The following is a 22,568-nucleotide window of genomic DNA, read 5'->3' as shown; positions in this document are numbered from 1 at the left end:
TCTCTGCACGGGGGAGGCCGGACAAACCGGCCGAGAACGGGCGCCAGGCTCGTGGCGGAAACGCCGAGCGAGACTGAGGATCGGTCGGCGGCCGGTCGGCCTTCGGCGGCCGGTCGGCCTTCGGCGGCCGGTCGGCCTTCGGCGGCCGGTCTCGTCCCGGCGAGATCGACTCGTGTTTCTTGAAGGCGGGGTGTCCCAGCGCCGGGGACACCCCGCCTTCCGGAAAGCCGAGTCGATCTCGACGTTACGGGCGCGTCCCGCGCCGCCCGACACGGACGGGGAGCCGGGGTGGGTCTCGCCGTGACTAGCGCGCCCCGCCGCCCGGCACGGACGGGGAGCCGGGGTCGGTGTCGCCGCGGCGCGTGCCTCGCCGCCCGGCGCGGGTCGGTCGGGCCTGCCAGAATGTGCGGATGTCTCGCCCTGTCGACGCCCTGGACGCCACCTTTCCGATCGCCGCCTCCATCGCGCTGGACCTGATCCGGCGTCCGGAGGTGGCCGAGCAGTGGTCGAACCCGAGCGCGCTGCCGCACCTGTCAGTGGGTGGCCTGGCGTGCCACCTGGGCCGCCAGGCGGTACGCGCCGCCGAGCTGCTGCCGATGCCGACCGACCTGCCGGTGTTGGAGTCGGCCGACAGTCACTACGCGCGGGCCGCCTGGGTCAGCGAGGGCACCCCGGACGACAAGACGGTCGCCGAAGGCCCCGACGAGGCCGACGCCGTACGCGGGCCAGCCCACCTGACGGCCCGTTGCGCCCAGGCGCTGGACGAGGTGGTCGACCTGCTGTCGCGCGGGGTCGCACGTGAGGTCGTGCCGATCCCGTGGCAGGGCTGGGCCCTCGCGCGCAGCGAGTTCCTGCTGACCCGTCAGCTGGAGGTCGTGGTCCACTCCGACGACCTCGCGGTGAGCATCGGCGTACCCACTCCAGAGTTCCCGGCGAACGCCTTCGACCCCGTACGCGACCTGCTGGTCCGCTTGGCCGTGCGCCGCAACGGCCAGTCCGCGCTGATCAGCGCACTGAGCCGCAGCGAACGATCCCGGGACATCTCCGCCTTCTGACCGCCGTCGCCGTCCACCCCGCCGTCCCGGTCGGGGTGAGCGTGGCGATGAGCACCGCCGTACCGGGCGCGGGGCGGCGGGGCGGCGGGCCTGATCCACTCGCGTTCCTGGAAGACGCGGTGTCCGAGCACCGCCAACACCCCGACCTTCAGGATCCCGAGTCGATCATGGGAGCCGCCGGATCACCGGACCGGCCACACCACACAGCGGCTGGCCGCCGCCCCTGCGAGGGGTCGACGGCCAGCCGGTGGAGCGGGAAAGCGGAGGTCAGCGCTCGTTGAAGGGGACGTAGTCCCGCTCGGCGGCACCGACGTAGACCTGCCGCGGACGGCCGATCTTGGTCTCCGGGTCGTTGATCATCTCGCGCCACTGGGCGATCCAGCCGGGGAGCCGGCCGAGCGCGAAGAGCACGGTGAACATCTTGGTCGGGAAGCCCATGGCCTTGTAGATCAGGCCGGTGTAGAAGTCCACGTTCGGGTAGAGCCGACGGGAGACGAAGAAGTCGTCGGCGAGCGCGATCTCCTCCAGCTCCATGGCGATGTCCAGCAGCGGGTCGGGCTTGGCCATCCGGCCCAGCACGTCCTGCGCGGCCTTCTTGACGATCGCCGCCCGCGGGTCGTAGTTCTTGTAGACCCGGTGGCCGAAGCCCATCAGCTTGACGCCGTCCTGCTTGTCCTTGACCTTGCGGACGAAGGACCGGACGTCGTCGTCGCCGGCGTGGATCTGCTGGAGCATCTCCAGCACCGCCTGGTTCGCGCCACCGTGCAGCGGGCCGAACAGCGCGTTCACGCCGGCCGAGACCGAAGCGAACAGGTTGGCGTTGCTGGAGCCGACCAGGCGCACGGTCGACGTGGAGCAGTTCTGCTCGTGGTCGGCGTGCAGGACGAAGAGCATGTCCAGCACCTTCGACATCACCGGGTCGACCTCGTACGGCTCCGCCGGCACGCCGAACGTCATCCGCAGCAGGTTGTCCACGTACCCCAGGGAGTTGTCCGGGTACAGCAGCGGCTGACCGATGGACTTCTTGTAGGCGTACGAGGCGATGGTGGGGACCTTCGCCATCAGCCGGACCGTGGAGATCTCCACGTGCTCGGAGTCGAACGGGTCCAGGCTGTCCTGGTAGAAGGTGGACAGCGCGCTCACCGCGGACGAGAGGACCGCCATCGGGTGGGCGTCCCGGGGGAAGCCGTCGAAGAAGCGGCGCATCTCCTCGTGCAGCAGCGAGTGCCGCCGAATCCACTCGGTGAACTCGGTCAGCTGCTGCTCGGTCGGCAGCTCACCGTAGATGAGCAGGTAGGAGACCTCCAGGAAGGAGGACTTCTCGGCCAGCTGCTCGATCGGGTACCCCCGGTAACGCAGGATGCCCGCGTCGCCGTCGATGTAGGTGATCGCGGATGAGGCAGCGGCGGTGTTGACGAAACCGGGGTCGTACGTCGTCATCCCGGTTTCCTTCAGCAGCTTGCTCACCCCGATACCGGCGGGGCCCTCGACCGCAGGATGTACCGGCATCGACAGCTGCCCACCGGGGTGATCGAGCTTGACTTCCGTCATGTGGTTCCTCGCTTCGCCGGCAGATCTACGTTGAATTGCCTTCGCTTCTACCGTAATTGCGGCTCTAGGGACAACGCCCGCCGTGGTTCGGCGGTGAGGTATGCGTCACCCGATTCCCGACCGGGCGGACGGGAAACCCGCCGTCCCGCCAGCCGGGACCGGCCCGGACCACCCCGGGAACCAGGTCAGGGGCCGACGCCGGGAGCCGGACCGGACCGACCCTGGAAGCCAGGTCAGGACAGCGCGAGGCGTCGCAGCGTACCGTCCGTTTCGACCTGGAAGACGTCGAGCGTGTTGGTGCCGGCGTGGAACAGTTTGTCGTCGGCGAGCAGCGCGGCGAACCGGCGTCCGCCGGGGTCGGCCGGCACCACCGGGACGACGGCACCGACGCGGCCGTTGACGGCGACCGCGAGGAGCGTGCCGTCCGGGATCCGGTCCGGGACGTCTCCCCAGACGAGCGCCGGGAGGGTGCCGGTGTCCGGGTCGGTGGCGGTGAACGCGGCCAGGTCGGCGACCCGGGCGCTGCCGCCGGCCGGGCCGGCGCGCACCTCGGTGCCGACCAGGGGGTGCGGTGTCGGCAGGGGTGGCGGGGCGGGCACCCCACCGGGGAAGGTGACCGGTTCGCCGGGCCGGTCGTAGAAGTGCTTCGTGGCGTCGGTGCGGGGGGCCTGGCGGGCGGAGCGCCCGTCGACCCGCCAGGGCAGCCGGATGCCGGCCTCGTCGGCCACGGTCGGCAGCAGGTCGACGTGTTCCCAGTTGCGGTCGTCCACCCGGCCGGTCTGTTGCCGGGGTTCCTTGACGAACGTCGGCACCCAGGCGACCTCGCCGGCGGCGGCCTTGATGGCGTCCATGCCCCGGCCCTGGGCGCCGGGGCGGAAGCTGACCCCGTGGTCGGCGGTCACCACGACGAGGGCCTGGTCGTAGAGGCCGTTGGCGCGCAGCGTGCGCAACGTCTCGCCGATCAGCCGGTCGGTGTAGCCGAGCTGGGCGAGGTGCCGCTGTCGGGCCAGGTCGACCCAGCCGGCGCCGTCGTTGGGCAGGTCCTCGGGTGCGTCGTAGCGCGCCCCGGACGGCAGGTACGCCCACGGTGAGTGCGGCATCAGCAGGTGCAGGAAGTGCAGGGTGGGTCGGGACGTCGGCTTCAGCCCGGCCAGGAAGCTGGTGAACCGCGCCGGTTGGTTGTCGTCCAGGCTGTCCCAGCGGAACTTCGGGTCGGCCGGCACGGGTTCGGCGGCGTCCAGGCCGGCCTCGGCGCGGGTCTGCTCGCGGTAGGAGTCCTCCGGGTCGAGGGCGCTCTCGGTCGGGCCGGCGATCCGGCCGAGCAGCTTGCCGGTCTCCCGGACCAGCACGCCGAGCCCCTGCTCCGGGGTGACGGGTTGCTCGCAGCGGCTGGGTGGGCAGAGCCGGGTGATGCTCTCCTCGGCCTTGATGTCGTACAGGCCGCCGAAGGCGGTGAAGATGTTGTCCGGGTACTGCGAGTAGTGCGGGGCGACCGGCCGCGCCGGGTAGCGGCCGGTGAGCATCGCCGGCAACGCGTTGGGCGTCCACCCGCTGACCCCGGTGGAGTTGCGGTACCAGGTGGAGCCGCCGGCCAACTCGGCGAAGTGCGGGTACCGCCCCGCGTCGATCGTCCCGTCCGTGCCGAGCAGGCTGACCAACGGCAGCTCGTCGAGGATCAGCATGACCACCGGCGGGTGCACGGCCGCGCCCTGCGCGGTGCCGGCCGCGCCGCCGTCACTGCGCGGCAGGACCACCGCCGAGGTGGGTGAGACCAGCAGGAACAGCGCCACGAAGGCCACCGGGCCGGCGGCGGCCAGTCGCAACACCAGACGCGGCGCCCGCCACCGCCGGTGTGCGACCGCGCCCGCGGCCCCGGCCAGCAGGGCCACGAGCAGCAGGGGTACGCCTCGAAGCGGCGTCACGTGTCGGCCCACCTGCACGGCCAGGGCGGCGACCAGCAGCCCGACGAGTCCGGTGTGGGTGACGGCGCGGGTGGTCCGGCCGGCCAGTCGGCTGAGCGCGCCGAGCAGCGCCACCACGGCCGTGGGGAGCACCGTCACCAGGGCGACGAGCAGCAGGATCTGGGCCGGGTCGGCGCGGTGGAAGAGGAAGAAGTCGGGACTGCGGCCGAGCACGTCCAGCAGCGGTTGGGTGACCACGAGACCGACAAGCGCGACGATCTCCAACTGCCGACCCAGCTCCCCGCGCCAGCCCCGCTCCGCCCGCGGTTCAGCCACCGATCACCGTTCGGTAGAGCGTGCGGGTGCCCGAGGGCAGCTCCAGCCGGTCGGTGATCCGCCCCCGGGCGGCCAGCAGCGCCTCGAAGGTGTCGCGTCGGTAGTCCGGGAAGAGACCGGCGGGCTTGTTGGCCAGCAGTCGGGTCGCCATCGGGTCCTCCGGGTGGACGAACTCCACCACCACCGCGCCGCCCGGCGCGGTCAGCCCGGCCAGCCAGTCGACGACCTCGGGCAACGGCACGTTGCGCCCGATCGCCAGGTGGTGCACCACGGCGAGGGCGAGCACCACGTCGGCGGACGCCCGCTCGGCGAAGCCGGCCCGCTCGACGCCCCGCCAGCCGCCACCCGGCGAGGGGTCGGCCAGGTCCAGGACCAGCGGCAGGATGCGGCGCTGCCCCTCGGCGCGCAACTGTCGGTACAGCTCGTCGACGACCGTGGGGTCCTGTTCGACGGCGACCACGTAGTCGGCGTGCCCGGCCGCCAGCCGGGAGTACCGGCCGTCGTTGGCGCCGAGGTCGAGCACCAGGCGGGGGCGGGCGCCGGCGGCCACCGCGACGGCGACGAACTGCTCCTTGGCCACCCGGTCGCGGGCCGAGTAGCCGCAGGTGCGCTGGTAGTCCGACCAGTGGCTCTCGGGCGGGCGGCGGTCCAGCTTGCGGACCAGCTTCTCGATGCCGCGTACGGTGGCGAGCAGTAACTCCCGGGAGAAGCCGGCGGCCCGCAGTTGGTCGCGGACGTCGGTGGTGCTGGCGGCGGCGTTGCGCTGTTGCATGGCCCCGTGCAGGTGCAGGTGGGTCAGCACGCCGGGGCGTAGCCGGCGGGCCCCGGTGAACAGTGGCCGGAGTTCGTCGGCCTCGATGCCGTCGACCCGGGCGCGCAGCCACGGTTGGAAGTCCACGCCCAGGTGGGCGGTGAGCATCAGCGGGTAGAGCACGGTCTGGCAGAACTGCCGGTAGCCGGCCCACGGTTCGCCGTCGCGGACCGGCTCGAAGGAGCCGATGTCGATGAAGACCGGCTCGGCGCCGCGCCACTGGAGGTTGTACGCCGAGCCGTCCTTGGTGGTGAAGCCCTCGGTGAGCGCGGCGCGCAGGATCTCCAGGTGCAGCAGGGCGGCGTCGCGAAGCATGCCGAACGACCACTCGTACGGGTGGGAGACGAACGGGATGCGCTCGTGGCGCAGCACGGCGGCCCACGGCGTCCCGGTCGCGGCGGGCACCAGTGTCGGCGGGGCGTCCTCGGTGGCGCAGACCTTGCGCGCGGTCACGAGCGCCGGGAAGAACGTGCTGCCGGTCAGCGCCCGCCAGTGCGCGGCGGCCTGGGTGTCCAGCCCGCGCAGCACCTCGTCGCCGACGTGGAAGACCCGGTTGGCCGGGTCGCGGAAGGAGGCGGGCTCGGGCCGTACCTCGGTGGGTGAGATCGCCATCGTCGGTGCTGGCCTGCTCAGCGCTGGTCGGTGGGTTGCCGGCGGAACCTGTCGACGAGCCGTCGCCAGTAGAGCTTCGCGGCGACCGCGGCGCCAGCCACCCCGCCGACGACCGCCTGCACGATCAGGCTGCCGGATCCCGCGTCCAGGTAGGCCAGATGTTCCACCGATCGCTCCTTGCCCTCGCCGTCTCGACACCGGGTTCCAGGCGTACACCGATGAGGCTTTTGACCCAGAAAGCCGGACTTGTCCCTCACCGTACGCCGGTCCCTGTCACCGTCGCGGCCACATCGGCGTACTCCCAGCCTCGCCACAGAATGCGGCCGGGACGGCCGGCCGCGCCGGTACGCTGCGGACGTGCGCTGGATGATCGTGGACGCGCCGCTGGACTCCTCCGGAACCGGGCGCGGCGAGGAGCGGGCCCCGGTCGCGCTGCGGCGGGTCGGCCTACGCGAGGCCCTGGCCGCGGACGACGACGGGCAGATCGACGAGGCGCGGTTGCGCGACCCGAACCGTGACCCGGTGAGCGGGGTGATCGGCGCGGCCGGCCTGGTCCGGGCCGGCGGCGCCATCGCCGCCCGCATCGGCGCGCTCCTCGCGGACGGCCACCGGCCGCTGGTGCTCGGCGGGGACTGCGCGATCCTGCCCGGCATCTGCCGGGCCCTGCCCCCGGCCACCGACCTGTGGTTCGTCGACGCCCACCCGGACTTCCTCGACGGCACGACCTCGCCGACCGGGGAGGCCGCCGACATGGACCTCTCGGTGGTCACCGGGCACGGCCCCGCCGCCGCCGTCGGCACGGAGGGTGCGCTGATCGCGCCGAACCGCGTCCACCTGCTCGGGCACCGCCCGGCCACCGACGAGAGCAGCCGGGTCGAGGCGGCCCGGATCGACCCGGCGATCCACCAGGTCAATGCCGCCGAGCTGCGGCGACGGGGCGCGGCGACGGTCGGCGCGGGCCTGGCCGCCGACGGCGACGGGCCGGCCTGGCTGCACCTCGACCTGGACGTGGTGGACCCGCGCGACCTGCCCGCGGTCACCTACCCCGAGCCGGACGGGCCGCGCTGGGCGGACCTGATCGCGCTCGTCACGCCGCTGGCCCGCGCCGACCGGCTGCTCGGGATGAGCGTGACCGACCTGAACACCGACGAGGACCCCGACGGGCGGCACACCCGCCGCGTCGCCGAGGTGCTCACCGAGGTGCTCGTCGGTTGACCGTTCCCGGTCGCGCCGCGCGCTCCGCCCACGCGTGCAGGGCGTCGCGGTCACCGGCGCCGTCGAGGTTCAGGGCCGCCTCGATCAACGCGAGGTGGGTGAACGCCTGCGGGTAGTTGCCCAGCGCGGTGCCGTCGGCGTCGAGCTGTTCAGCGTACAGGCCGAGCGGCCCGGCGTACGCGCGGAGCTGGTCGAACACCTCGGCGGCCTCCTCTCGCCGCCCGGCCAGGACCAGGGCGGAGACCAGCTCGAAGGAGCACAGCAGGAACGCGCCCTCCTCGCCGGGCAACCCGTCGTCGGCCGCGTACCGCCGGATCAGCGCCGGGCCGACGGCGAGGTCCCGCCGGATGCGGTCGACGGTGGCGACCACGCGCGGGTCGTCACCGGGGAGGAAACCGACCAGGGGCATCCGCAACAGCGACGCGTCGAGGTCGGTCGAGTCGTACGCCAGCACGAAGCTGCCGACGCGGCTGTCGAAGCCACGCGCGACGACCTCGGCGTGGATGGCGTCGCGCTCCGCGCGCCACCGCCGCACCGGCGACTGCTCATCGTCGAGCAGGTCCGCGAGCCGGACGCCCCGGTCGAGGCAGACCCAGGCCATCATCTTCGAGTTGACGTAGTGCCGCAGCGGCCCCCGGATCTCCCAGATGCCGTGGTCCGGCTCCCGCCACCGGGCGGCCATCGTGTCGACGTGCCCGCGCAGCACCTCCCACTGCGCGCCGGTCAACTCGCCGGTCAGCTGCTGGTACGACAGCGCGGCGTCGAGCACGTGCCCGTACGTGTCGAACTGGATCTGCTGGGCTGCCTCGTTGCCGATGCGCACCGGTCGTGAGCCGGCGTACCCGTCGAGGTGCGGGAGGACCTTCTCCTCGCGGGTCACGCCGTGGATCCCGACGAGTGGGGTGAGGACGTCGCCCGCCCCGCACACGGTGAGCAGGAAGCGCAGGTAGCGGCGGCCCTCCTCGGCGTGGCCCAGCCGGAACAGGGCGAGCAGCAGCAGCGCGGCGTCGCGGTGCCAGGTGAAGCGGTAGTCCCAGTTGCGGACCCCGCCGATCTCCTCCGGCAGCGAGGCGGTGGGTGCGGCGAGCAACGCTCCGGTCTCGTCGAACGACAGGCCCCGCAGCACCGCGGCGCTGTGCCGCACCTCGTCGACGCCGTGACCGGTGTAGTCGGCGCGGTCGGACCACTCCCGCCAGGTCCGACAGGTCCGCTCCAGCAGGTCGGCCGGGTCGACGTCGGCGAAACGGTCCGGGCCGTAGCCGAGCAGCACGTCGACCGTCTGGCCCTCGTGCACCACCGCCTCGGCCCGCAGCGTCGCGCCGTCGACGTGCAACGGCAGCCCGGACCGGAGCCACAGCCCGGTCTCGGCCGCCACCCAGTCGTCGGCCTCCCGCAGCCAGGCGGTCGGGCGGGCGCCGTACCCGGGGCGGGGCGTCACCTCGGCACGCACCCGCACCGACCCCTGCCGCACGTGCAGGCGGCGCACCAGCAGCAGGTCCGCGCGGAACGGCTGGGCGGCGTCGCCGGCCCGGACGGCGAGGAAGTCCTGACCTGTCGCGCTGCCACCGGGGGAGCTGTGCACGCTCTCCAGCACCAGGGTGCCGGGCAGGTACCGGCGCACCGGCGCGGCGTCCGCCGCGACGGCGAGCGTGAACGCACCACCGACGCGACGGTCCAGCAGGCGCGCGAAGACCGCGTCGCCCTCGAAGTGCGGCACACAGAACCAGTCGACCGCGCCGTCCGCGCCGATCAGCGCCCCGGTGTGGGTGTCGGAGAGGAAGGCGTACGAGTCGATCGGGACGGGGAACTCGCCCGGGGCGGGAAAGCCGAGGACCGGCACGCGGCGCGTCTACCCGGCGGGTCACCCCGGAAACGCCCTGGCCAGCGACTACCGGCCGCCCCGGCGGGTAGTCCGCGCCATGCGGTTCGCCAACTGGTCCGGCAGCCTCTCGTTCACCCCGAGGGAGTTCGCCGAGCCGGCCGACGAGGACGCGGTACGGGACCTCGTCGTACGGGCCCGGGAGGCCGGCCGGACGATCCGCCCGGTCGGGTCCGGCCACTCGTCGAGCCCGTTGGCGCGCACCGACGACATCCTGCTCAGCGTGGACCGGCTCGCGGGCGTCGTCGCCGAGGACGCCGACCGGGCGCGGGTCTGGGCGGGCACCAAGCTCAAGACCCTCGGCGAGGGCCTCTACGACGCCGGTCTGGCCATGGACAACCTCGGTGACGTGGACTACCAGTCGATCGCCGGCGCGACCGCCACCGGCACGCACGGCACCGGCATCGGTTTCGGCAACCTGTGCACCCAGGTGGTCGGCGTCCGCCTGGTCACCGGCACCGGTGACGTGCTGGAGATCTCGGCCGACGAGAACGCGCACCTGCTGCCGGCGGCCCGGTTGTCGCTCGGTGCGCTCGGCGTCGTCACCCAGGTGACGCTCGACGTGCAACCCCGCTACGAGCTGCGCCGTCGGGCGTGGTGCGCACACCTCGAGTGGACCCTCGACCACCTGGCCGAGTTGCAGCACACCAACCGCAACATGGACTTCTACTGGTACCCGCGTAGCGACCAGACCCAGATCCGCACCATGAACCGCGCCGACCAGGCGTCCGGCGAGCGGGTGTGGGCCGCACCGCGGGTCCCGGACTCCGGACCGTGGGGGGCGCCCCACGAGATCCGGTCCGGCCCGGTGCACCGCACCATCCCGAAGGAACGGGACCTGCGGTTCGAGGAGATCGAGTACATGCTGCCGTCCGAGGCGTTCCCGGCCTGTTTCGCCGAGGTCCGACGGCGCATCACGCAGCGGCACCGCCGGGTCGCCGGCTGGCGGGTGCTGGTCCGCAGCATCGCCGCCGACGACATCTGGCTGAGCAACGCGTACGGCCGACCCACCACCACCATCGCCTGCCTCCAGAACACGTCCCTGCCGTACGAGGACTACTTCCGGGACATGGAGGCGGTGTTCCGCCAGTACGGGGGCCGCCCGCACTGGGGCAAGAAGCACTGGTTGACCGCCGCCGACCTGCGGCCCCTCTATCCGCGCTGGGACGACTTCCAGGACGCCCGCCGCCACCTCGACCCGGACGCGGTGTTCCTCAGCCCCGACCTCGCCCTGCTGCTGGAGGAGACCCGATGACCGAGATCGGCGCGCGTCTGTGGGTCGTGCCGGGCGGGCACATCCCGTTCCCCAGCAACGGCCCGGAACCGGCGTTCACCAGCTTCGACCAGCTCTGCGTCCTCAACGCCACCGACACCCACGCCGACCTCGAGCTGACCCTCTACTACGAGGACACCGAGCCCGTCGGCCCGTACGCCGTCACCGTCGAGGCCCGCCGGGTGCGACACGTCCGGCTCAACGACCTGATCGATCCGGAGGCGGTGCGGCTCGACCGCCCGTACGGCTGCCTGCTGCGCTCCCCCGTCCCGGTGGTGGTGCAGTTCCTGCGTCAGGACACCCGGCTGCCGGGGACGGTGGCGCTGGCCGCCACCATGGCGTATCCGGAGTGACCGCACACCCAGGTTCGGCCGAGCGCCACACCGGGTAACCGCGACCATGAGGACGACGGCCGGGGCGACCGGCGGACGGACCACGTCCGGCACCCTCGGGGCCCGGGTCGCCACGGCGGTCCGGGCCGCTCACGGGCGCCTGCGGACGTACCTCATCGTGGCGTTGCAGGCGGGCCTGGCCGCCGCCCTCGCCTGGGTGGTGGCCCACGAGGTCCTCGGCAACCCGGAGCCGACCTTCGCGCCCGCGGCGGCCGTCGCGGTGATCGCCGTGTCGCTGAGCAACCGCGCGCCCCGCGCGCTGGAGCTGGTCGCCGGGGTGGTGCTCGGCATCGGCGTGGGTGACCTGCTGATCGGCCTGTTCGGCACCGGCCCGTGGCAGACCGGCGTGATCGTCTTCCTGGCGATCACCGGGGCGGTCCTGGTACGCGGCACCGGCGCGTTGATGACCCAGGCCGGCGGTACGGCGGTGCTGATCGCCACGCTCACCCCGACCGCTCCCGACCTGGAGCTGCCCCGGACCATCAATGCGCTTGTCGGCGGGGTGGCGGGGCTGTTCGTGATGCTCGTGCTCCTCCCGATCAACCCGCTGCGGACGGTACGCCGTGCCGCCGAACCCGCCCTCGACCTGTTCGCCAGGGAGATGACCGCATCGGCGCAGGCCCTCGTCGAGGCCGACGGCGACCACGCCCAGGCGGTGTTGGATCGGATGCGCGCCGCCGACCCGAAACTCAAGCGGCTCACCGACGTGGCGAACGCCGCCGAGGAGGTGGTCCGGTTCTCCCCGGTGCGGTGGCGGCGACGTCGGGCGGTCGCCGCGTACCGGGGCGGGGTGACCCACATGGAACGGGCCTTCCGCACCAGCCGCGGCCTGGTCCGGCGGATCGTCACCACGCTGCGCGACGGGGAACCGGTGCCGCCCGGCCTGCCCGCGGCGGTCGAGCACCTGGGCGAGGCGGTTCGGCTGCTGCACCGGGAGTTCGTCGCCGCGCAGGAGCCGGTGCAGGCCCGCGAACGGGTCCTGCACGCCGTCCGGGAGGCGGGCGGGGCGTGCCGGCAGGGCCTCGGCTTCTCCGGAACGATCGTCGTGTCCCAACTGCGTACCGCCGCCAACGACCTGCTCCGGGCCACCGGCGTGCCCCGTGGCGAGGCCCGCCGCCTGGTGCGCGAGGCCGCCGCCGGTTAGGCGTCGGCGGTGGGGTTCGGCAGCCGGACGGTGAACGCGGTCCGGCCCGGGCGGCTCTCCACCCCGACCGTGCCGTGATGGGCCTCCACCACCGCCGCGACGATCGCGAGGCCGAGGCCGGTGCTGCCGTGCGCCCGGGAGCGGGAGCTGTCGCCGCGCGCGAACCGTTCGAACACCTCGGGTTGCAGCTGCGCCGGCACCCCCGGCCCGTCGTCGGCGACGGTGAGCACGGCAGTTGTGGCGTCCACCGCCAGCGCGGTGGTGACAGTGCTGCCGGGCGGGGTGTGCACCCGGGCGTTGGTGAGCAGGTTCGCCACCACCTGGTGCAGCCGGGCGGCGTCACCGGGCACCCGGATCGCCACGTCGGGCAGTTCGAGCTGCCAGCGGTGGTCGGGGCCGGCGACGTGCGCGTCACTGACCGCGTCCACGAGCAGGGCGGTCAGGTCGACCGGTTCGACCGCGAGCGGACGGCCGGTGTCGAGGCGGGCCAGCAGCAGCAGATCGTCGACGAGGCTCGTCATCCGGGTGCTCTCCGACTCCACCCGGCGCAGCGCGTGCGCCACGTCGGCGGGCACCTCGTCGCGGCCACGCCGGGCCACCTCGGCGTAGCCGCGGATCGCCGCGAGGGGCGTCCGCAGCTCGTGGCTGGCGTCGGCGACGAACTGGCGTACCCGGGTCTCGCTTGCCTGCCGGGCGGCGAGCGCGTCGGCGACGTGGCCGAGCATCCGGTTCAGCGCCGCGCCGACCCGACCGACCTCGGTACGCGGGTCGGTGTCGGCGGCCGGGACCCGGACGGCGAGCGCCACCTCCCCACGGTCCAGGGGCAGCTCGGTGACGCGGGTGGCGGTGGCGGCCACCCGGTTGAGCGGTCGCAGGGTCGCCCGCACTGTCAACGCGCCGGCCACACCCGCGAGCAGCAGCCCGACCGCGGCCACCCCGGCCTGCGCGGCGACAAGCGCCCAGATGGTCTCCTGCACGCCGGAGAGGGGGACCGCGACGGCGCGTACCCGCCCGTCCCAGTACTGGCGGGCCACGGCCCGGTAGTCGCCCCGGGCGCCGAGGTCGACGGTGCGCGGTGCGGCGTCGACCGGCAGGTCCCCCAGCACGGCGACCTCCCCCACCGGGACGGACCGTGGGTCCGGAAACGCGCTGGAGGCGCTGTTGGTCAGGGTCCGGGCGCTTGTCACCCGGCCGTCGCTGATGTCGGCGACCACCGTGCCGGCCGGCAACCCGGCGGGAATCGCCGGCCCGTTGCCCGGGAAGGCCGGCCGTCCCGGACGGTCACCCCGCATCGCCGTCGCGGGGGCGAGTTGGGCGTCGAGCCGGTCGATCAGGAAGTGCCGCAGGGCGACCGTGGTGAGCCCGCCGATCGCCACGCTGACCAGGGCGAGCAGCACGACCAGGGCAAACACCAGTCGGGTACGCAGGGAGCGCCCGGCCAGCCAACCGCGCGCGGCACGCAGCGGGTGGCGGCTACTCGGCGGGTTTGAGGACATAGCCCGCGCCACGCAAGGTGTGGATCATCGGTGCCCGGCCGGCGTCGATCTTCTTGCGCAGGTACGAGATGTACAGCTCCACCACGTTGGCCTGGCCACCGAAGTCGTAGTTCCACACCCGGTCGAGGATCTGCGCCTTGCTGAGCACCCGGCGCGGGTTGCGCATCAGGTACCGCAGCAACTCGAACTCGGTGGCGGTGAGGGTGACGAGCTGGCCGTCCCGGCGGACCTCGTGGCTGTCCTCGTCGAGGCTGAGGTCACCCACGGTCAGCACCGCCTCCGCCCGTGCGGCGACCGCGAGCCCGGAGCGGCGCAGCAGGGCGCGCAGCCGGGCGATCACCTCCTCCAGGCTGAAGGGTTTGGTGACGTAGTCGTCGCCGCCGACGGTCAACCCGGCGATGCGTTCCTCGACCGCGTCCCGGGCGGTCAGGAAGAGCACCGGCACGGTGGGGGTGTGCTCGCGCAGCCGGCGCAGCACCTGGAAACCGTCCAGGTCGGGCAGCATCACATCGAGCACCACGGCGTCCGGCTGGAACTGCCGGGCGGTGCTCAGCGCCGCCGCGCCGTTGCCGGCGGTACGGACCTGCCAGCCCTCGTAGCGCAGCGCCATCGACAGCAGGTCGGTGAGCGTCGGTTCGTCGTCGACCACCAGCACCCGGACGGGTTCGCCGTCGGGACGACGCAGCTCGATCCGGCTGGACGCCACCTGCCCGTTGATGACCATGGGCCCCATCGTGGCCGCGACACCTGTACCACGCCCCTGCGGGAGCTGTGGGCCAGCTGTGCGCTCGGCCCGACGGGAGGTGCCAGCCGCACGGTCGGGCCTTTGCGGGGCGCCAGCCGCACGGTCAGGCCTTTGCGGGGCGCCAGCCGCACGGTCAGGCCTTTGCGGGGCGCCAGCCGCACGGTCGGGCCGACGCGACGTCGGCGGCACCATCGGTCAGCCCCGCCCCGTGGTCACTCGGACACCCCGTACGCGTCGGTGCGCACGAACCGCATGCTCCAGCCGCCCGCCTCGTCGGGCCGGTCGCGCTCGTAGAGGTGGTCGGGGCCGGGCTGCACCGGGCCGGTGCCGTCCGGGTGCCGCATGATCCACCGCTGGGGTGGGGCGCCGTCCGACCCGGCCGGCAGCAGCCGGACCAGGCCGTCGGCAGGCCCGCCGACGAAGCGTACGGTGACCTCGCTCATCGCCGCGCCCCCTCGGTGACCATGCCGGCACAGTCGGTGACGCCGGCCCTGGCTCGCAAGCTACCGCACCCGACGCCGTGGCGCAGCGAGGTGCGCGGGCTCGGCACGCCCTCGCAGCAGCTGCGGTTTGCCCAGTTCGGAGGACGGGTACCGCGACCTGAGCACCCGGCCGTCGGCGGGGCGAGGACGAGGAGTGGTCGATGCGGACGCTGGACGGGCGGTACCGGCTCGAACAGCGCATCGGTGTGGGCGGGATGTCCGAGGTGTGGCGCGCGTACGACCAGGTGCTGGACCGGCCGGTCGCGGTCAAGCTCATCTCGCCCGGCCGCGACGACCGCGACGGCCCGGTGGACCGCATCCGCGCGGAGGCCCGGTCGGCGGCCCGACTGGAACACCCCAACGTGGCCAGCGTGCACGACTTCGGCACCTCCTCGACGTGGCCCGGGCGACCGGTGCCCTACATCGTCATGGAGCTGGCCGAGGGTGACACCCTCGCCGTGCACCTGCGCGCCGGGCCATTGGACTGGCAGATCGCCGTGCGGGTCTGCGCCGAGGTCGCCGCCGCGCTGGCCGCCGCGCACGCCGAGGGCATCGTGCACCGCGACGTCAAACCCGCGAACGTCATCCTCACCCCGGCCGGAGTGAAGGTGCTCGACTTCGGCATCGCCATCGCCGCCGGGGCGTCCGACCCGATGCCGACCGGGATGGTGCTCGGCACCCCGGCCTACCTCGCACCCGAACAGTTGGACGAGGCGCCGGCCACCCCCGCCGCCGACATGTACGCCCTCGGGGTGCTGCTCTACTACAGCCTCACCGCCCGCCTGCCCTACCGCGCGGCCACCGCTGCCGAGTTGCTCCACGTACGCCGCCACCAACCACCGGAACCGCTGCCCGACATCGCCGGGCTCCCGCCGGAAGTGGCCGAGCTGTGCCACTACTGCCTCGCCGACGATCCCGAGCAGCGTCCGACCAGCCTGGTCGCCGCACTGCTGCTGGCCGAGGCCGTCGACGCCCGGGTGTACGTGCCGATGACGATCCCGAGCACCCGACGGCCAGCCCCGACGTCACCATGGACCGAACGGGCAGCCGCCGAAGCCACCGAGGCAGTGGCACTGGTGAACGAACCGAACCTGTCCCCCGGGCGCTGACCGCCCCGCCACGCCGGCGGGCGTTCCGCGGTCCGGGCGGCGGTTCGGCGCGGCGGTTCGCGGGGCGGTTCGCCGGGCGGGGCGGCGTTTCGGAGGGCGGCGGAGGGGTAGCCGGCCTGGTGAGCGACGGGAGAAGCGCGATGCCGGATCAGAGTTCCTGGCTGCGTGAGGCCACAGCGACCGCCGAGGGTGGTCACGTACGCACCGACGATGGCGGGCTCTCCACCGCGCTGGCCTCACCGCTGGCGCCGCACTGCACCGGGCTGACCCCGGAACAGTTGCTGGCCGCGGCCTTCGCGTCCTGCCTGCACCACGCGGCGGTGGAGGTGGCCGGGGAGATCACCGACGAGGCGCACACCGTGCAGGTCCGGGCGGAGGCGAAGCTGGGCAGGGACAACGACGGCCGATACCGGGCCGACGTGCACGCGGAGATCTCCTCAGCCGGACTGAGCCGAGACCAACTGGCCGATCTGGTCGAGTACGCCGACCGGCTCTGGCCATTCTCGAGCAGTGACGCCAGCCGACACCGCCTGACCGTAACCCCAGCCGAAAACGGCCGCCACTAGACCCCAGACTGCCCGCCCCAAGCCGCGCCGCCCGCGATGACCGCGCCGATCTTGCACTTTCGGATGTCGAGATGGGGCGATACGCCCCGTAAGTCGAGACAGAAAGTGCAAGATCGCGGGACAGCGACGCCTGCACCCGTCGATCATGGAGTTGTGGTGCCTGTTTTGTTGCTTCAAGGGTGATTTGTCACCCACCAGAACTCCATGATCGACGAGGCAGTGCGTCATTCGGCGGACGGCCCGTTTTGTTTGACGGCGTTGGCTGCGGAGGCACCACTGGTCGGTGAGGCCCCGGGGGTCGAGCACGATCTTGAGGAAGCGCCTCGCGGGTCGGGCTAGGCACTTGAGGGCTGTTCGACGGATGGGCGCATCGGCTGAACGGTTGAGCGTTCGGGATGGCTTCGAGCGAGGCCGACGGGTTGTGGTGCGAGCGCATTCACCCGGCAAGTCGGGAATACCCGTCTGGAGTGGTCCGCGAGGTTGATGAGTTTCGCTCCTCTTTTGCCCTCTATAGTCGGCGCAATCGGGGCAGATTGTGGCGCATGCCACCGTACGAGCCGATGGCATCGGGCATTTGGCTCTTTAGCCTCGTCAGGTGCATCCCGACGACCCCTCCGCCCAGAAGCTGACCGACGCGCGCCCGAGCACCCTTTCGGACGACGCCGCATCAACCGAACGGACGATTGGCCGTCACCGCGCTCCCGAACCGTCCCGGCGGTCCCTGCTGGGCTCGACCCCGGTGCGGGTGGCGCTGGCCACCGGTGTCACCTGCTGCCTCAGCCTCGTGGCGATGGCCACCGCGCGGGGCAACGACGACACCCCCCGTACCGTCGAACCGCTCGCCGAGGCGGTGGCCGACCGCGCCGCCATCGCCGACGAGCGCGCCTCCCGATCGCTTGACCGCGACGTCGCCCCCGCGCGCATCCTGCCCAGCCCGACGGCGACGCCGACCCCGAGCCCCACCGTCACGCGCAAGGCGCCGAAGAAGCCGGTCAAGCCGCGCCGCCCCCGACCGGTCGCCGGCCTCGACCAGGCACAGATGGACAACGCGAAGATCATCGTGGACGTCGGCCTGGAGATGAAGATGCCGCGCCGCGCCCTGGTGGTGGCGCTGGCCACCGCCATGCAGGAGAGCAACCTCTACAACCTGGCCAGCGACGTGCTCCCGGAGTCGGCGGAGTACCCCAACCAGGGCAGCGGCTCCGACCACGACTCGGTCGGGCTGTTCCAGCAGCGGCCCAGCAGCGGCTGGGGCACCGTGGCGCAGCTGATGCGCCCGTCGTACGCCGCGCGAGCCTTCTACACGGCCCTCAACGAGGTGCCCGGCTGGCAGGACATGAGCATCACCTACGCCGCCCAGTCGGTGCAGATCTCCGCCTACCCGGACGCGTACGCCCAGCACGAGGACCGGGCGACCACCGTGGCGGCGGCGCTCACCGCCTGAGCCGGGCGGCCAGGCCGGTGCCCCGCGCGTCTCAGCGACGGCCGGGGGGCGGCTCCGCGCCCGCGTCCAGGCCGCCGACTCCGACCCGACTTTCCGGTACGCCGGCAGCAGCGGTGGGAGTGTCGGCGGGCACCTGGTCGACCGAGACCTGACCGAGGATCTCGTCCACCCGCGCCTCGCGCCGTCGACGGGCGTCCAGCGCCGCCTCACAGTCACGTCGGGCCTGCACGGCGTCCGCGTACGCCTGCTCCCGTACCCGCCGTGCCTCCTCGCGGGCCTCGTCGAGTTGGACGCGGGCCTGGGCCAGGAGATCGGCGGCCTCGTGCCGCGCCGGGTCGCCGGCGTGTGCGGTGGCGGCGTCGCCCAGGTCCAGACGTTGCAGCAACCCGCTGAGCCAGGTCGCCTCCTGGCGGATCTCGTCCCACTCCCGGCCCGCCCCGGCCGCACCCTCGGCCCGCGCGGCGAGCCGGGACAACCGGATGCCCAGCTCGTCCAGGCAGTAGTCCACCTGCCGCTGGTCGTAACCAATCTCAACGACGGAGAACCTCATCCTGTCGCCCCCCAGGCAGCTGCTGTTACGTCCCCACCTGGATCCTCGGCCGCGATCGTTCGCGCCGAGGGGGTTCGGGGAAAATACTCAGCAGACGCGCGGGGTCAGGTGCGCTTGGGCAGCACGACGACCCGCCCGAAGAACTCGTCGATGCGGCGGACCACGTCGTTGAAGTCGTCCAGGTCGATCGGCTTGGTGACGTACGCGTTGGCCTGCAACGTGTAGCTGCCGACGATGTCGGTGTCGGCGTTGGAGGTGGTCAGCACGACGATCGGGATGGTGCGCAGATCCTCGTCCTGCTTGACGGCCCCGAGCACCTGCCGACCGTCCATCCGGGGCATGTTCAGGTCCAGCAGGATCACGTCCGGGCGGCGGGCGTGCTCATGCCGGCCCTCGGCGCGGAGAAACTCCATCGCCTCCTCGCCGTCACTGACCACGTCGATGATCTTGTCGACGTCGGAGTCCGCCAGCGCCTCCTCGATCATCAGCACGTCACCGGGGTCGTCGTCGACCACCAGGATGCGTACCGGCTGCGGGCTGTCTGCGCCCATCACTACCTGCCTCAAGGTCGGCGGGGACGGGACCCTGACGGTCACCGCACTGGCGGGGAAATGCTGGCGGGAAAATCTAGCCCATCAGGGAGCGGCCGGGGTGGCGGGGTCGACCGACTCGGCGTCGTAGCGCAACACGTCGGCCAGGCCGGTCACCCGCAGCACCCGTTCGACCCTGCCGGTGGCGCCGGTGAGCCGGAGCCACCCCCCGTCGGCCGCCGTCCGGTTGTCGGCCCGGACGAACACGGCCATCCCGGTGGAGTCGCAGAACGTGAGGTCGGTGAGGTCGAGCAGCACCCGCGTCTCACCGGCTGCGGTGAGCCGGTCGATCGCGCTGCTCAGCTCGGGGGCGGTGCTCAGGTCCAGCTCGCCCGCGAGCCGCAGGCAGGCGCCACCACCACCGCCGCGCCCGACGTAGTCGACGCTGAACGTCACCGTTCTCCCCCTCGCTCCACCCGGGGGTGGGACGTTTGCAGTCCGGCAAGTATACGCAGAGCTGAGTCGTCCACCGCCGCGCGCGGTGATCGACCCGGCTGCCGCCCGGGGGTGAGTCAGCGGGCGGCCCCGGGTAGCGCGGCGCGCCCCAGCGCCAGCGCCCGCGCCGCCCGGGGGAAGTCCCGCAACACGGTGCCAAAGTGCTCCAGAGGCAGGGCGATCGCCCCGACGGGCACCCCACGGCTGCCCAGGATCCCCACCAGCCACTGCACGAACTCGGTGAACATCGAGGCGTCGTCGACGTAGACCGCCGCGGCCAGGAAGTCCACGATGTGGCCCAGGTCGCTCACGGTCGCGTCCAGTTGCGCGGCCGTGTACGCCCGTACGGCTGGTACCCGCTCCCGCAGCTGGGCCAGCGCGCCGTCGATCAGCTCGCCGCGGCGGCGCACCAGGCCGGCGTACTCGTCGTCGGCCAGGTGGGTCAACTGCCCCGGCGGCACCCTCCGCAACGCCCGCTCGTCGGCGATCAACTCGGCCGCCGAGGGCGCGTCCGGCGCCCAGGCCACCCCGAGTCGGCGTGCCCACCGGCCGTCCGCGCCGAACCCACGCCCACCGACCACCACCGGCACGTCCGAGCGCCGGCAGGCCTCGATCATCCGATGGGCGTACGGCAGGCGCATCGGCAACGCGCAGGCCAGCGCGACCGCGTGCGCGTCGTAGCGGTGCAGGTACGACACGAGGTGCGCCGCGGGCACGCTGGCGCCCAGGAAGGTCACCTGCCACCCGCGTAACCGCAGCACCTCGGCCACCAGCCGGGGCGGCATGGCGTGCCACTCCCCGTCCATGCAGGCGACCACGACCCGCCCGCCGGTCGGGCGGGGTCTGGCGTGCGCGGACACCGCCGCCACCACCTGCTCGCTGATGTGGGTGGCGGCGTGCTCCTGGGCCACGCTCCACTCGTTGCGCGCCCACCGCTCGCCCACCTCGGCCTGGGCCGGCGCGACCAGGTCGAGCAGCACCCGCTCCGCCGGGACGCCCGCGTCGAGCAGGCCGATCGCCAGGTCGGTGGCGGCGTACTCGTCGGCGTCGGCGAGGTGGTCCAGGTAGAGGGTGTACGCCTCGCCGAGGCCGGTGGCGGCCGTGGCGGCGGTCACGCGTCAGCTCCCGCTGTCGGGTCGAGGCCGGCGGGCACCGAGTGCAGGTGCCGCGTGCCGCGCCCGCCCAGACCGGCCGCCCGCACCGCAAGCACGGCGATGTCGTCGTGGTCGCCCTGTGCCAGCCAGTCGCAGGTGACCTGCTCGACCCGTTCGGCGAGGGCTGGCGCGGGCATCCGCTGGCAGCCGACCAACGCGCTGACCAGTCGCTCCGGGCCGAACTGCTCGTCGCCGCGCCGGCCACCTCGGGCCTCGGTCACCCCGTCGCTGTAGAGCAGGCAGGTCTCGCCCGGCGCCAGCCGCACGGTCACCTCCCCGACCCGGGGGTCGGGGACCACCCCGATCAGCATGCCGCGCAACGGCACCGCCTCCACCTCGCCGCTGGCGCGCAGCACCAGCGGTGGCAGGTGCCCACCGCCAGCCATGGTGAGGGTGAGGCCGCCGTCGCGTTCCGGGCGGGCCACGCCGAGCACGATCGTGGCGAAGCGGCCCTGGCCGTGCGCCTGGGTGGTCTCCAGCAGCGCGTCGTTGAGCAGCCGCAGCAACCGCGCGGGGTGCGACTCCAACCGGTGCAGCGCCTGGAGGCACTGGCGGAGCTGGCCGGTGAAGACGGCGGCTTCGACGCCCTTGCCCGACACGTCCCCGAGGAAGAACACCGAGCCACCGTCGGCGAGCCGGTGCGAGCCGTAGAAGTCACCGCCGATGCGCAGCCCCGCCTGCGCGGGCCGGTACGCGGTGCCCCACTGCACGCCGACGGCTTCGACCGGCTCGACCGGCAGCAGGCTGGCCTGGAGGGTGTCGGCCACCTCCGCCTGGTCGCGGTAGAGCAGCGCGGTGGTCAACGCCGCGCCACCGCGGGCCGCGAAGGCGCGGACCAACTCCACGTCGTCCTCGTCGTACCAGCGGGACGCGCGACGGGCCACCAGCAGCACACCCACCGGCGCATCCCGGCCGGGCAGCGGGACGACCCGGGCGGCGCTCTCGGTGCCGGCCAGCCCCGGCAGCCAACCGGCGTCGACCGCCTGCTCGACCAGCCAGTCCACCGCGTGCGGCTCGACCCCGGTCAGCCCGTCGGCGATCGCGGCCGGCAGCTCGCTGCCGGTCAGCACACCGCTGTCCACGGTCGCCGCCTCGTCGTCCGTCCGCGAAGCCCGCCACCAACGCGCCCGCCCACCACGCGGGGCCAGCACCAGCACCGCCACCTCGGCCAGGGTCGGCACGGCGAGTCGGACGACCGCGGCGGCGGCCCGGTCGGGGTGCAGAGGGTTGCCCAGCTTGTCGCCGACCACGGCCAGGAACGCCGAGCGCGCCCGCTCGGCGAGCAGCGCGTCGGCGCGGCTGACGCTGTCGGTGATGTCCTCGACGTACCAGCAGCAGCGGCCACCCGAGAGCGGCACCTGGCGCGCGGTGAGTCGTCGCCCGCGATGGGTGAAGCCGCCGGCGACGCCCTCGCTCAGACCGGGCACGCCGGCCACGCTGAGCAGCTCGCCGGGAGTCACCTCGGGCAGCAACCGCTCGGCCACCGGGCTGACGTGCCGCACGACGCCGTCGGCGTCGCAGACCACCAGGCCCTCACGGAAGTGCTCGACGACCTCGAACCAGTCGGGGGTGGTCTGACCAGTGTCGGGGGCCAGCGGCGGCAGAGCGGCGGAAGGGCGGCGAACGTCGGCGGACCACGCCGAGGGTCGTGTCGTGCTCGGCGTGGAGAGCCGTCCGTCGCCCGGGTCCCAGTCCCTGACGTCGGAAGCAGTCACCAGCTGAGCCTCACTCCTTCTCGTCCACCGAACCCGTGCCGGAACCGGCGTCCACGGTCACAACTCTCCAGACCACCCTACGCCCGAACCCGAATAGCGGCATCTCACGGCCG

Annotated in this window: 21 protein-coding genes; 8 read left to right on the top strand and 13 right to left on the bottom strand. The window is 73.2% G+C overall.

Annotation, left to right across the window (positions count from 1 at the left end):
- Nucleotides 1–410: 410 nt before the first annotated feature.
- Nucleotides 411–1,055, top strand: a complete 645-nt coding sequence (locus ACWER9_RS11570) for a maleylpyruvate isomerase N-terminal domain-containing protein (RefSeq protein ID WP_452301765.1) — start codon at nucleotides 411–413, stop codon at nucleotides 1,053–1,055.
- A 267-nt stretch (nucleotides 1,056–1,322) separates the two neighbouring features.
- Here ACWER9_RS11570 and ACWER9_RS11565 read toward each other — a convergent pair whose 3' ends face one another.
- The 4 genes from ACWER9_RS11565 to ACWER9_RS11550 form a co-directional block, all read right to left on the bottom strand.
- Nucleotides 1,323–2,606 carry a citrate synthase gene (locus ACWER9_RS11565; RefSeq protein ID WP_357351388.1) on the bottom strand — a complete coding sequence of 428 codons (1,284 nt, stop codon included), beginning with the start codon at nucleotides 2,604–2,606 and terminating at the stop codon, nucleotides 1,323–1,325.
- Between the two features lie 233 nt (nucleotides 2,607–2,839).
- The gene (locus ACWER9_RS11560; RefSeq protein ID WP_452301764.1) at nucleotides 2,840–4,843 is read right to left on the bottom strand and encodes a sulfatase-like hydrolase/transferase; all 2,004 of its coding nucleotides are present in this window, start codon (nucleotides 4,841–4,843) and stop codon (nucleotides 2,840–2,842) included.
- Nucleotides 4,836–6,266 (bottom strand): class I SAM-dependent methyltransferase, encoded by a 1,431-nt coding sequence (locus tag ACWER9_RS11555; RefSeq protein ID WP_452301763.1) that lies wholly within the window; start codon nucleotides 6,264–6,266, stop codon nucleotides 4,836–4,838. The genes ACWER9_RS11560 and ACWER9_RS11555 overlap by 8 nt, the downstream gene beginning before the upstream one ends.
- A 17-nt stretch (nucleotides 6,267–6,283) precedes the next feature.
- Complete coding sequence (locus tag ACWER9_RS11550; protein WP_165947858.1) at nucleotides 6,284–6,433, bottom strand: hypothetical protein; 150 nt, start codon at nucleotides 6,431–6,433, stop codon at nucleotides 6,284–6,286.
- 199 nt (nucleotides 6,434–6,632) lie between these two features.
- Here ACWER9_RS11550 and ACWER9_RS11545 point away from each other — a divergent pair, with 199 nt between their 5' ends.
- Nucleotides 6,633–7,481, top strand: coding sequence for an arginase family protein (locus ACWER9_RS11545; protein WP_452301768.1), 849 nt, complete (start codon nucleotides 6,633–6,635; stop codon nucleotides 7,479–7,481).
- Here ACWER9_RS11545 and ACWER9_RS11540 read toward each other — a convergent pair.
- A complete protein-coding gene (locus ACWER9_RS11540) occupies nucleotides 7,459–9,321 on the bottom strand; it encodes a glycoside hydrolase family 15 protein (RefSeq protein WP_452301762.1) in 1,863 nt (620 codons plus the stop codon). The two genes, ACWER9_RS11545 and ACWER9_RS11540, sit on opposite strands and share 23 nt — an antisense overlap.
- 79 nt (nucleotides 9,322–9,400) lie before the next feature.
- Between ACWER9_RS11540 and ACWER9_RS11535 the strand changes: the two genes are divergently transcribed.
- The 3 genes from ACWER9_RS11535 to ACWER9_RS11525 are packed head-to-tail and all read left to right on the top strand — an operon-like array spanning nucleotide 9,401 to nucleotide 12,169.
- Nucleotides 9,401–10,615 (top strand): D-arabinono-1,4-lactone oxidase, encoded by a 1,215-nt coding sequence (locus tag ACWER9_RS11535; RefSeq protein ID WP_452301761.1) that lies wholly within the window; start codon nucleotides 9,401–9,403, stop codon nucleotides 10,613–10,615.
- Nucleotides 10,612–10,986 carry a sensory rhodopsin transducer gene (locus ACWER9_RS11530; RefSeq protein ID WP_452301760.1) on the top strand — a complete coding sequence of 125 codons (375 nt, stop codon included), beginning with the start codon at nucleotides 10,612–10,614 and terminating at the stop codon, nucleotides 10,984–10,986. The genes ACWER9_RS11535 and ACWER9_RS11530 overlap by 4 nt, the downstream gene beginning before the upstream one ends.
- A 46-nt stretch (nucleotides 10,987–11,032) precedes the next feature.
- Entirely contained in the window at nucleotides 11,033–12,169 is a 1,137-nt protein-coding gene (locus ACWER9_RS11525; protein WP_452301759.1) for an FUSC family protein, read from the top strand.
- Here the strand turns inward: ACWER9_RS11525 and ACWER9_RS11520 are convergent.
- The 3 genes from ACWER9_RS11520 to ACWER9_RS11510 form a co-directional block, all read right to left on the bottom strand.
- Entirely contained in the window at nucleotides 12,166–13,665 is a 1,500-nt protein-coding gene (locus ACWER9_RS11520) for a sensor histidine kinase (RefSeq protein WP_452301758.1), read from the bottom strand. The genes ACWER9_RS11525 and ACWER9_RS11520 overlap by 4 nt on opposite strands.
- The gene (locus ACWER9_RS11515) at nucleotides 13,643–14,389 is read right to left on the bottom strand and encodes a response regulator transcription factor (protein WP_452301757.1); all 747 of its coding nucleotides are present in this window, start codon (nucleotides 14,387–14,389) and stop codon (nucleotides 13,643–13,645) included. Before ACWER9_RS11515 ends, ACWER9_RS11520 begins: the two co-directional genes overlap by 23 nt.
- Before the next feature lie 233 nt (nucleotides 14,390–14,622).
- Complete coding sequence (locus tag ACWER9_RS11510; protein ID WP_091408172.1) at nucleotides 14,623–14,853, bottom strand: hypothetical protein; 231 nt, start codon at nucleotides 14,851–14,853, stop codon at nucleotides 14,623–14,625.
- Nucleotides 14,854–15,053: 200 nt separating this feature from the next.
- Here ACWER9_RS11510 and ACWER9_RS11505 point away from each other — a divergent pair, with 200 nt between their 5' ends.
- From ACWER9_RS11505 to ACWER9_RS11495, 3 genes are all read left to right on the top strand, one after another.
- Nucleotides 15,054–16,001: a serine/threonine-protein kinase gene (locus ACWER9_RS11505; RefSeq protein WP_452301756.1), complete on the top strand. Its 948-nt coding sequence runs from the start codon at nucleotides 15,054–15,056 to the stop codon at nucleotides 15,999–16,001.
- 140 nt (nucleotides 16,002–16,141) lie between these two features.
- Nucleotides 16,142–16,567 (top strand): OsmC family protein, encoded by a 426-nt coding sequence (locus tag ACWER9_RS11500; RefSeq protein WP_124819422.1) that lies wholly within the window; start codon nucleotides 16,142–16,144, stop codon nucleotides 16,565–16,567.
- Nucleotides 16,568–17,162: 595 nt separating this feature from the next.
- Nucleotides 17,163–18,011 (top strand): hypothetical protein, encoded by an 849-nt coding sequence (locus ACWER9_RS11495; RefSeq protein ID WP_452301755.1) that lies wholly within the window; start codon nucleotides 17,163–17,165, stop codon nucleotides 18,009–18,011.
- Between the two features lie 31 nt (nucleotides 18,012–18,042).
- Here the strand turns inward: ACWER9_RS11495 and ACWER9_RS11490 are convergent, their stop codons facing one another.
- From ACWER9_RS11490 to ACWER9_RS11470, 5 genes are all read right to left on the bottom strand, one after another.
- Nucleotides 18,043–18,561, bottom strand: coding sequence for an ATPase (locus tag ACWER9_RS11490; RefSeq protein WP_452301754.1), 519 nt, complete (start codon nucleotides 18,559–18,561; stop codon nucleotides 18,043–18,045).
- Between the two features lie 104 nt (nucleotides 18,562–18,665).
- A complete protein-coding gene (locus ACWER9_RS11485) occupies nucleotides 18,666–19,112 on the bottom strand; it encodes a response regulator (RefSeq protein ID WP_452301753.1) in 447 nt (148 codons plus the stop codon).
- A gap of 84 nt (nucleotides 19,113–19,196) precedes the next feature.
- Complete coding sequence (locus ACWER9_RS11480) at nucleotides 19,197–19,547, bottom strand: STAS domain-containing protein (protein ID WP_452301752.1); 351 nt, start codon at nucleotides 19,545–19,547, stop codon at nucleotides 19,197–19,199.
- 116 nt (nucleotides 19,548–19,663) lie between these two features.
- Complete coding sequence (locus ACWER9_RS11475) at nucleotides 19,664–20,701, bottom strand: cobalamin B12-binding domain-containing protein (RefSeq protein WP_452301751.1); 1,038 nt, start codon at nucleotides 20,699–20,701, stop codon at nucleotides 19,664–19,666.
- Nucleotides 20,698–22,455 (bottom strand): PP2C family protein-serine/threonine phosphatase, encoded by a 1,758-nt coding sequence (locus tag ACWER9_RS11470; protein WP_452301750.1) that lies wholly within the window; start codon nucleotides 22,453–22,455, stop codon nucleotides 20,698–20,700. Before ACWER9_RS11470 ends, ACWER9_RS11475 begins: the two co-directional genes overlap by 4 nt.
- Nucleotides 22,456–22,568: the final 113 nt, after the last annotated feature.

This window comes from Micromonospora sp. NPDC003944 (assembly GCF_053605225.1).
This window is presented reverse-complemented; position numbering and strand designations above follow the sequence as displayed.

What these genes read in the sequence shown, in the direction of transcription:
- ACWER9_RS11500 (WP_124819422.1), top strand. Translation starts at nt 16,142, where the DNA reads ATGCCGGATCAGAGTTCCTGGCTGCGTGAGGCCACAGCGACCGCCGAG.
- ACWER9_RS11520 (WP_452301758.1), bottom strand. Translation starts at nt 13,665, where the DNA reads ATGTCCTCAAACCCGCCGAGTAGCCGCCACCCGCTGCGTGCCGCGCGC.
- ACWER9_RS11530 (WP_452301760.1), top strand. Translation starts at nt 10,612, where the DNA reads ATGACCGAGATCGGCGCGCGTCTGTGGGTCGTGCCGGGCGGGCACATC.
- ACWER9_RS11555 (WP_452301763.1), bottom strand. Translation starts at nt 6,266, where the DNA reads ATGGCGATCTCACCCACCGAGGTACGGCCCGAGCCCGCCTCCTTCCGC.
- ACWER9_RS11510 (WP_091408172.1), bottom strand. Translation starts at nt 14,853, where the DNA reads ATGAGCGAGGTCACCGTACGCTTCGTCGGCGGGCCTGCCGACGGCCTG.
- ACWER9_RS11565 (WP_357351388.1), bottom strand. Translation starts at nt 2,606, where the DNA reads ATGACGGAAGTCAAGCTCGATCACCCCGGTGGGCAGCTGTCGATGCCG.
- ACWER9_RS11525 (WP_452301759.1), top strand. Translation starts at nt 11,033, where the DNA reads ATGAGGACGACGGCCGGGGCGACCGGCGGACGGACCACGTCCGGCACC.
- ACWER9_RS11570 (WP_452301765.1), top strand. Translation starts at nt 411, where the DNA reads ATGTCTCGCCCTGTCGACGCCCTGGACGCCACCTTTCCGATCGCCGCC.
- ACWER9_RS11515 (WP_452301757.1), bottom strand. Translation starts at nt 14,389, where the DNA reads ATGGTCATCAACGGGCAGGTGGCGTCCAGCCGGATCGAGCTGCGTCGT.
- ACWER9_RS11505 (WP_452301756.1), top strand. Translation starts at nt 15,054, where the DNA reads ATGCGGACGCTGGACGGGCGGTACCGGCTCGAACAGCGCATCGGTGTG.
- ACWER9_RS11545 (WP_452301768.1), top strand. Translation starts at nt 6,633, where the DNA reads ATGATCGTGGACGCGCCGCTGGACTCCTCCGGAACCGGGCGCGGCGAG.
- ACWER9_RS11535 (WP_452301761.1), top strand. Translation starts at nt 9,401, where the DNA reads ATGCGGTTCGCCAACTGGTCCGGCAGCCTCTCGTTCACCCCGAGGGAG.
- ACWER9_RS11490 (WP_452301754.1), bottom strand. Translation starts at nt 18,561, where the DNA reads ATGAGGTTCTCCGTCGTTGAGATTGGTTACGACCAGCGGCAGGTGGAC.
- ACWER9_RS11485 (WP_452301753.1), bottom strand. Translation starts at nt 19,112, where the DNA reads ATGGGCGCAGACAGCCCGCAGCCGGTACGCATCCTGGTGGTCGACGAC.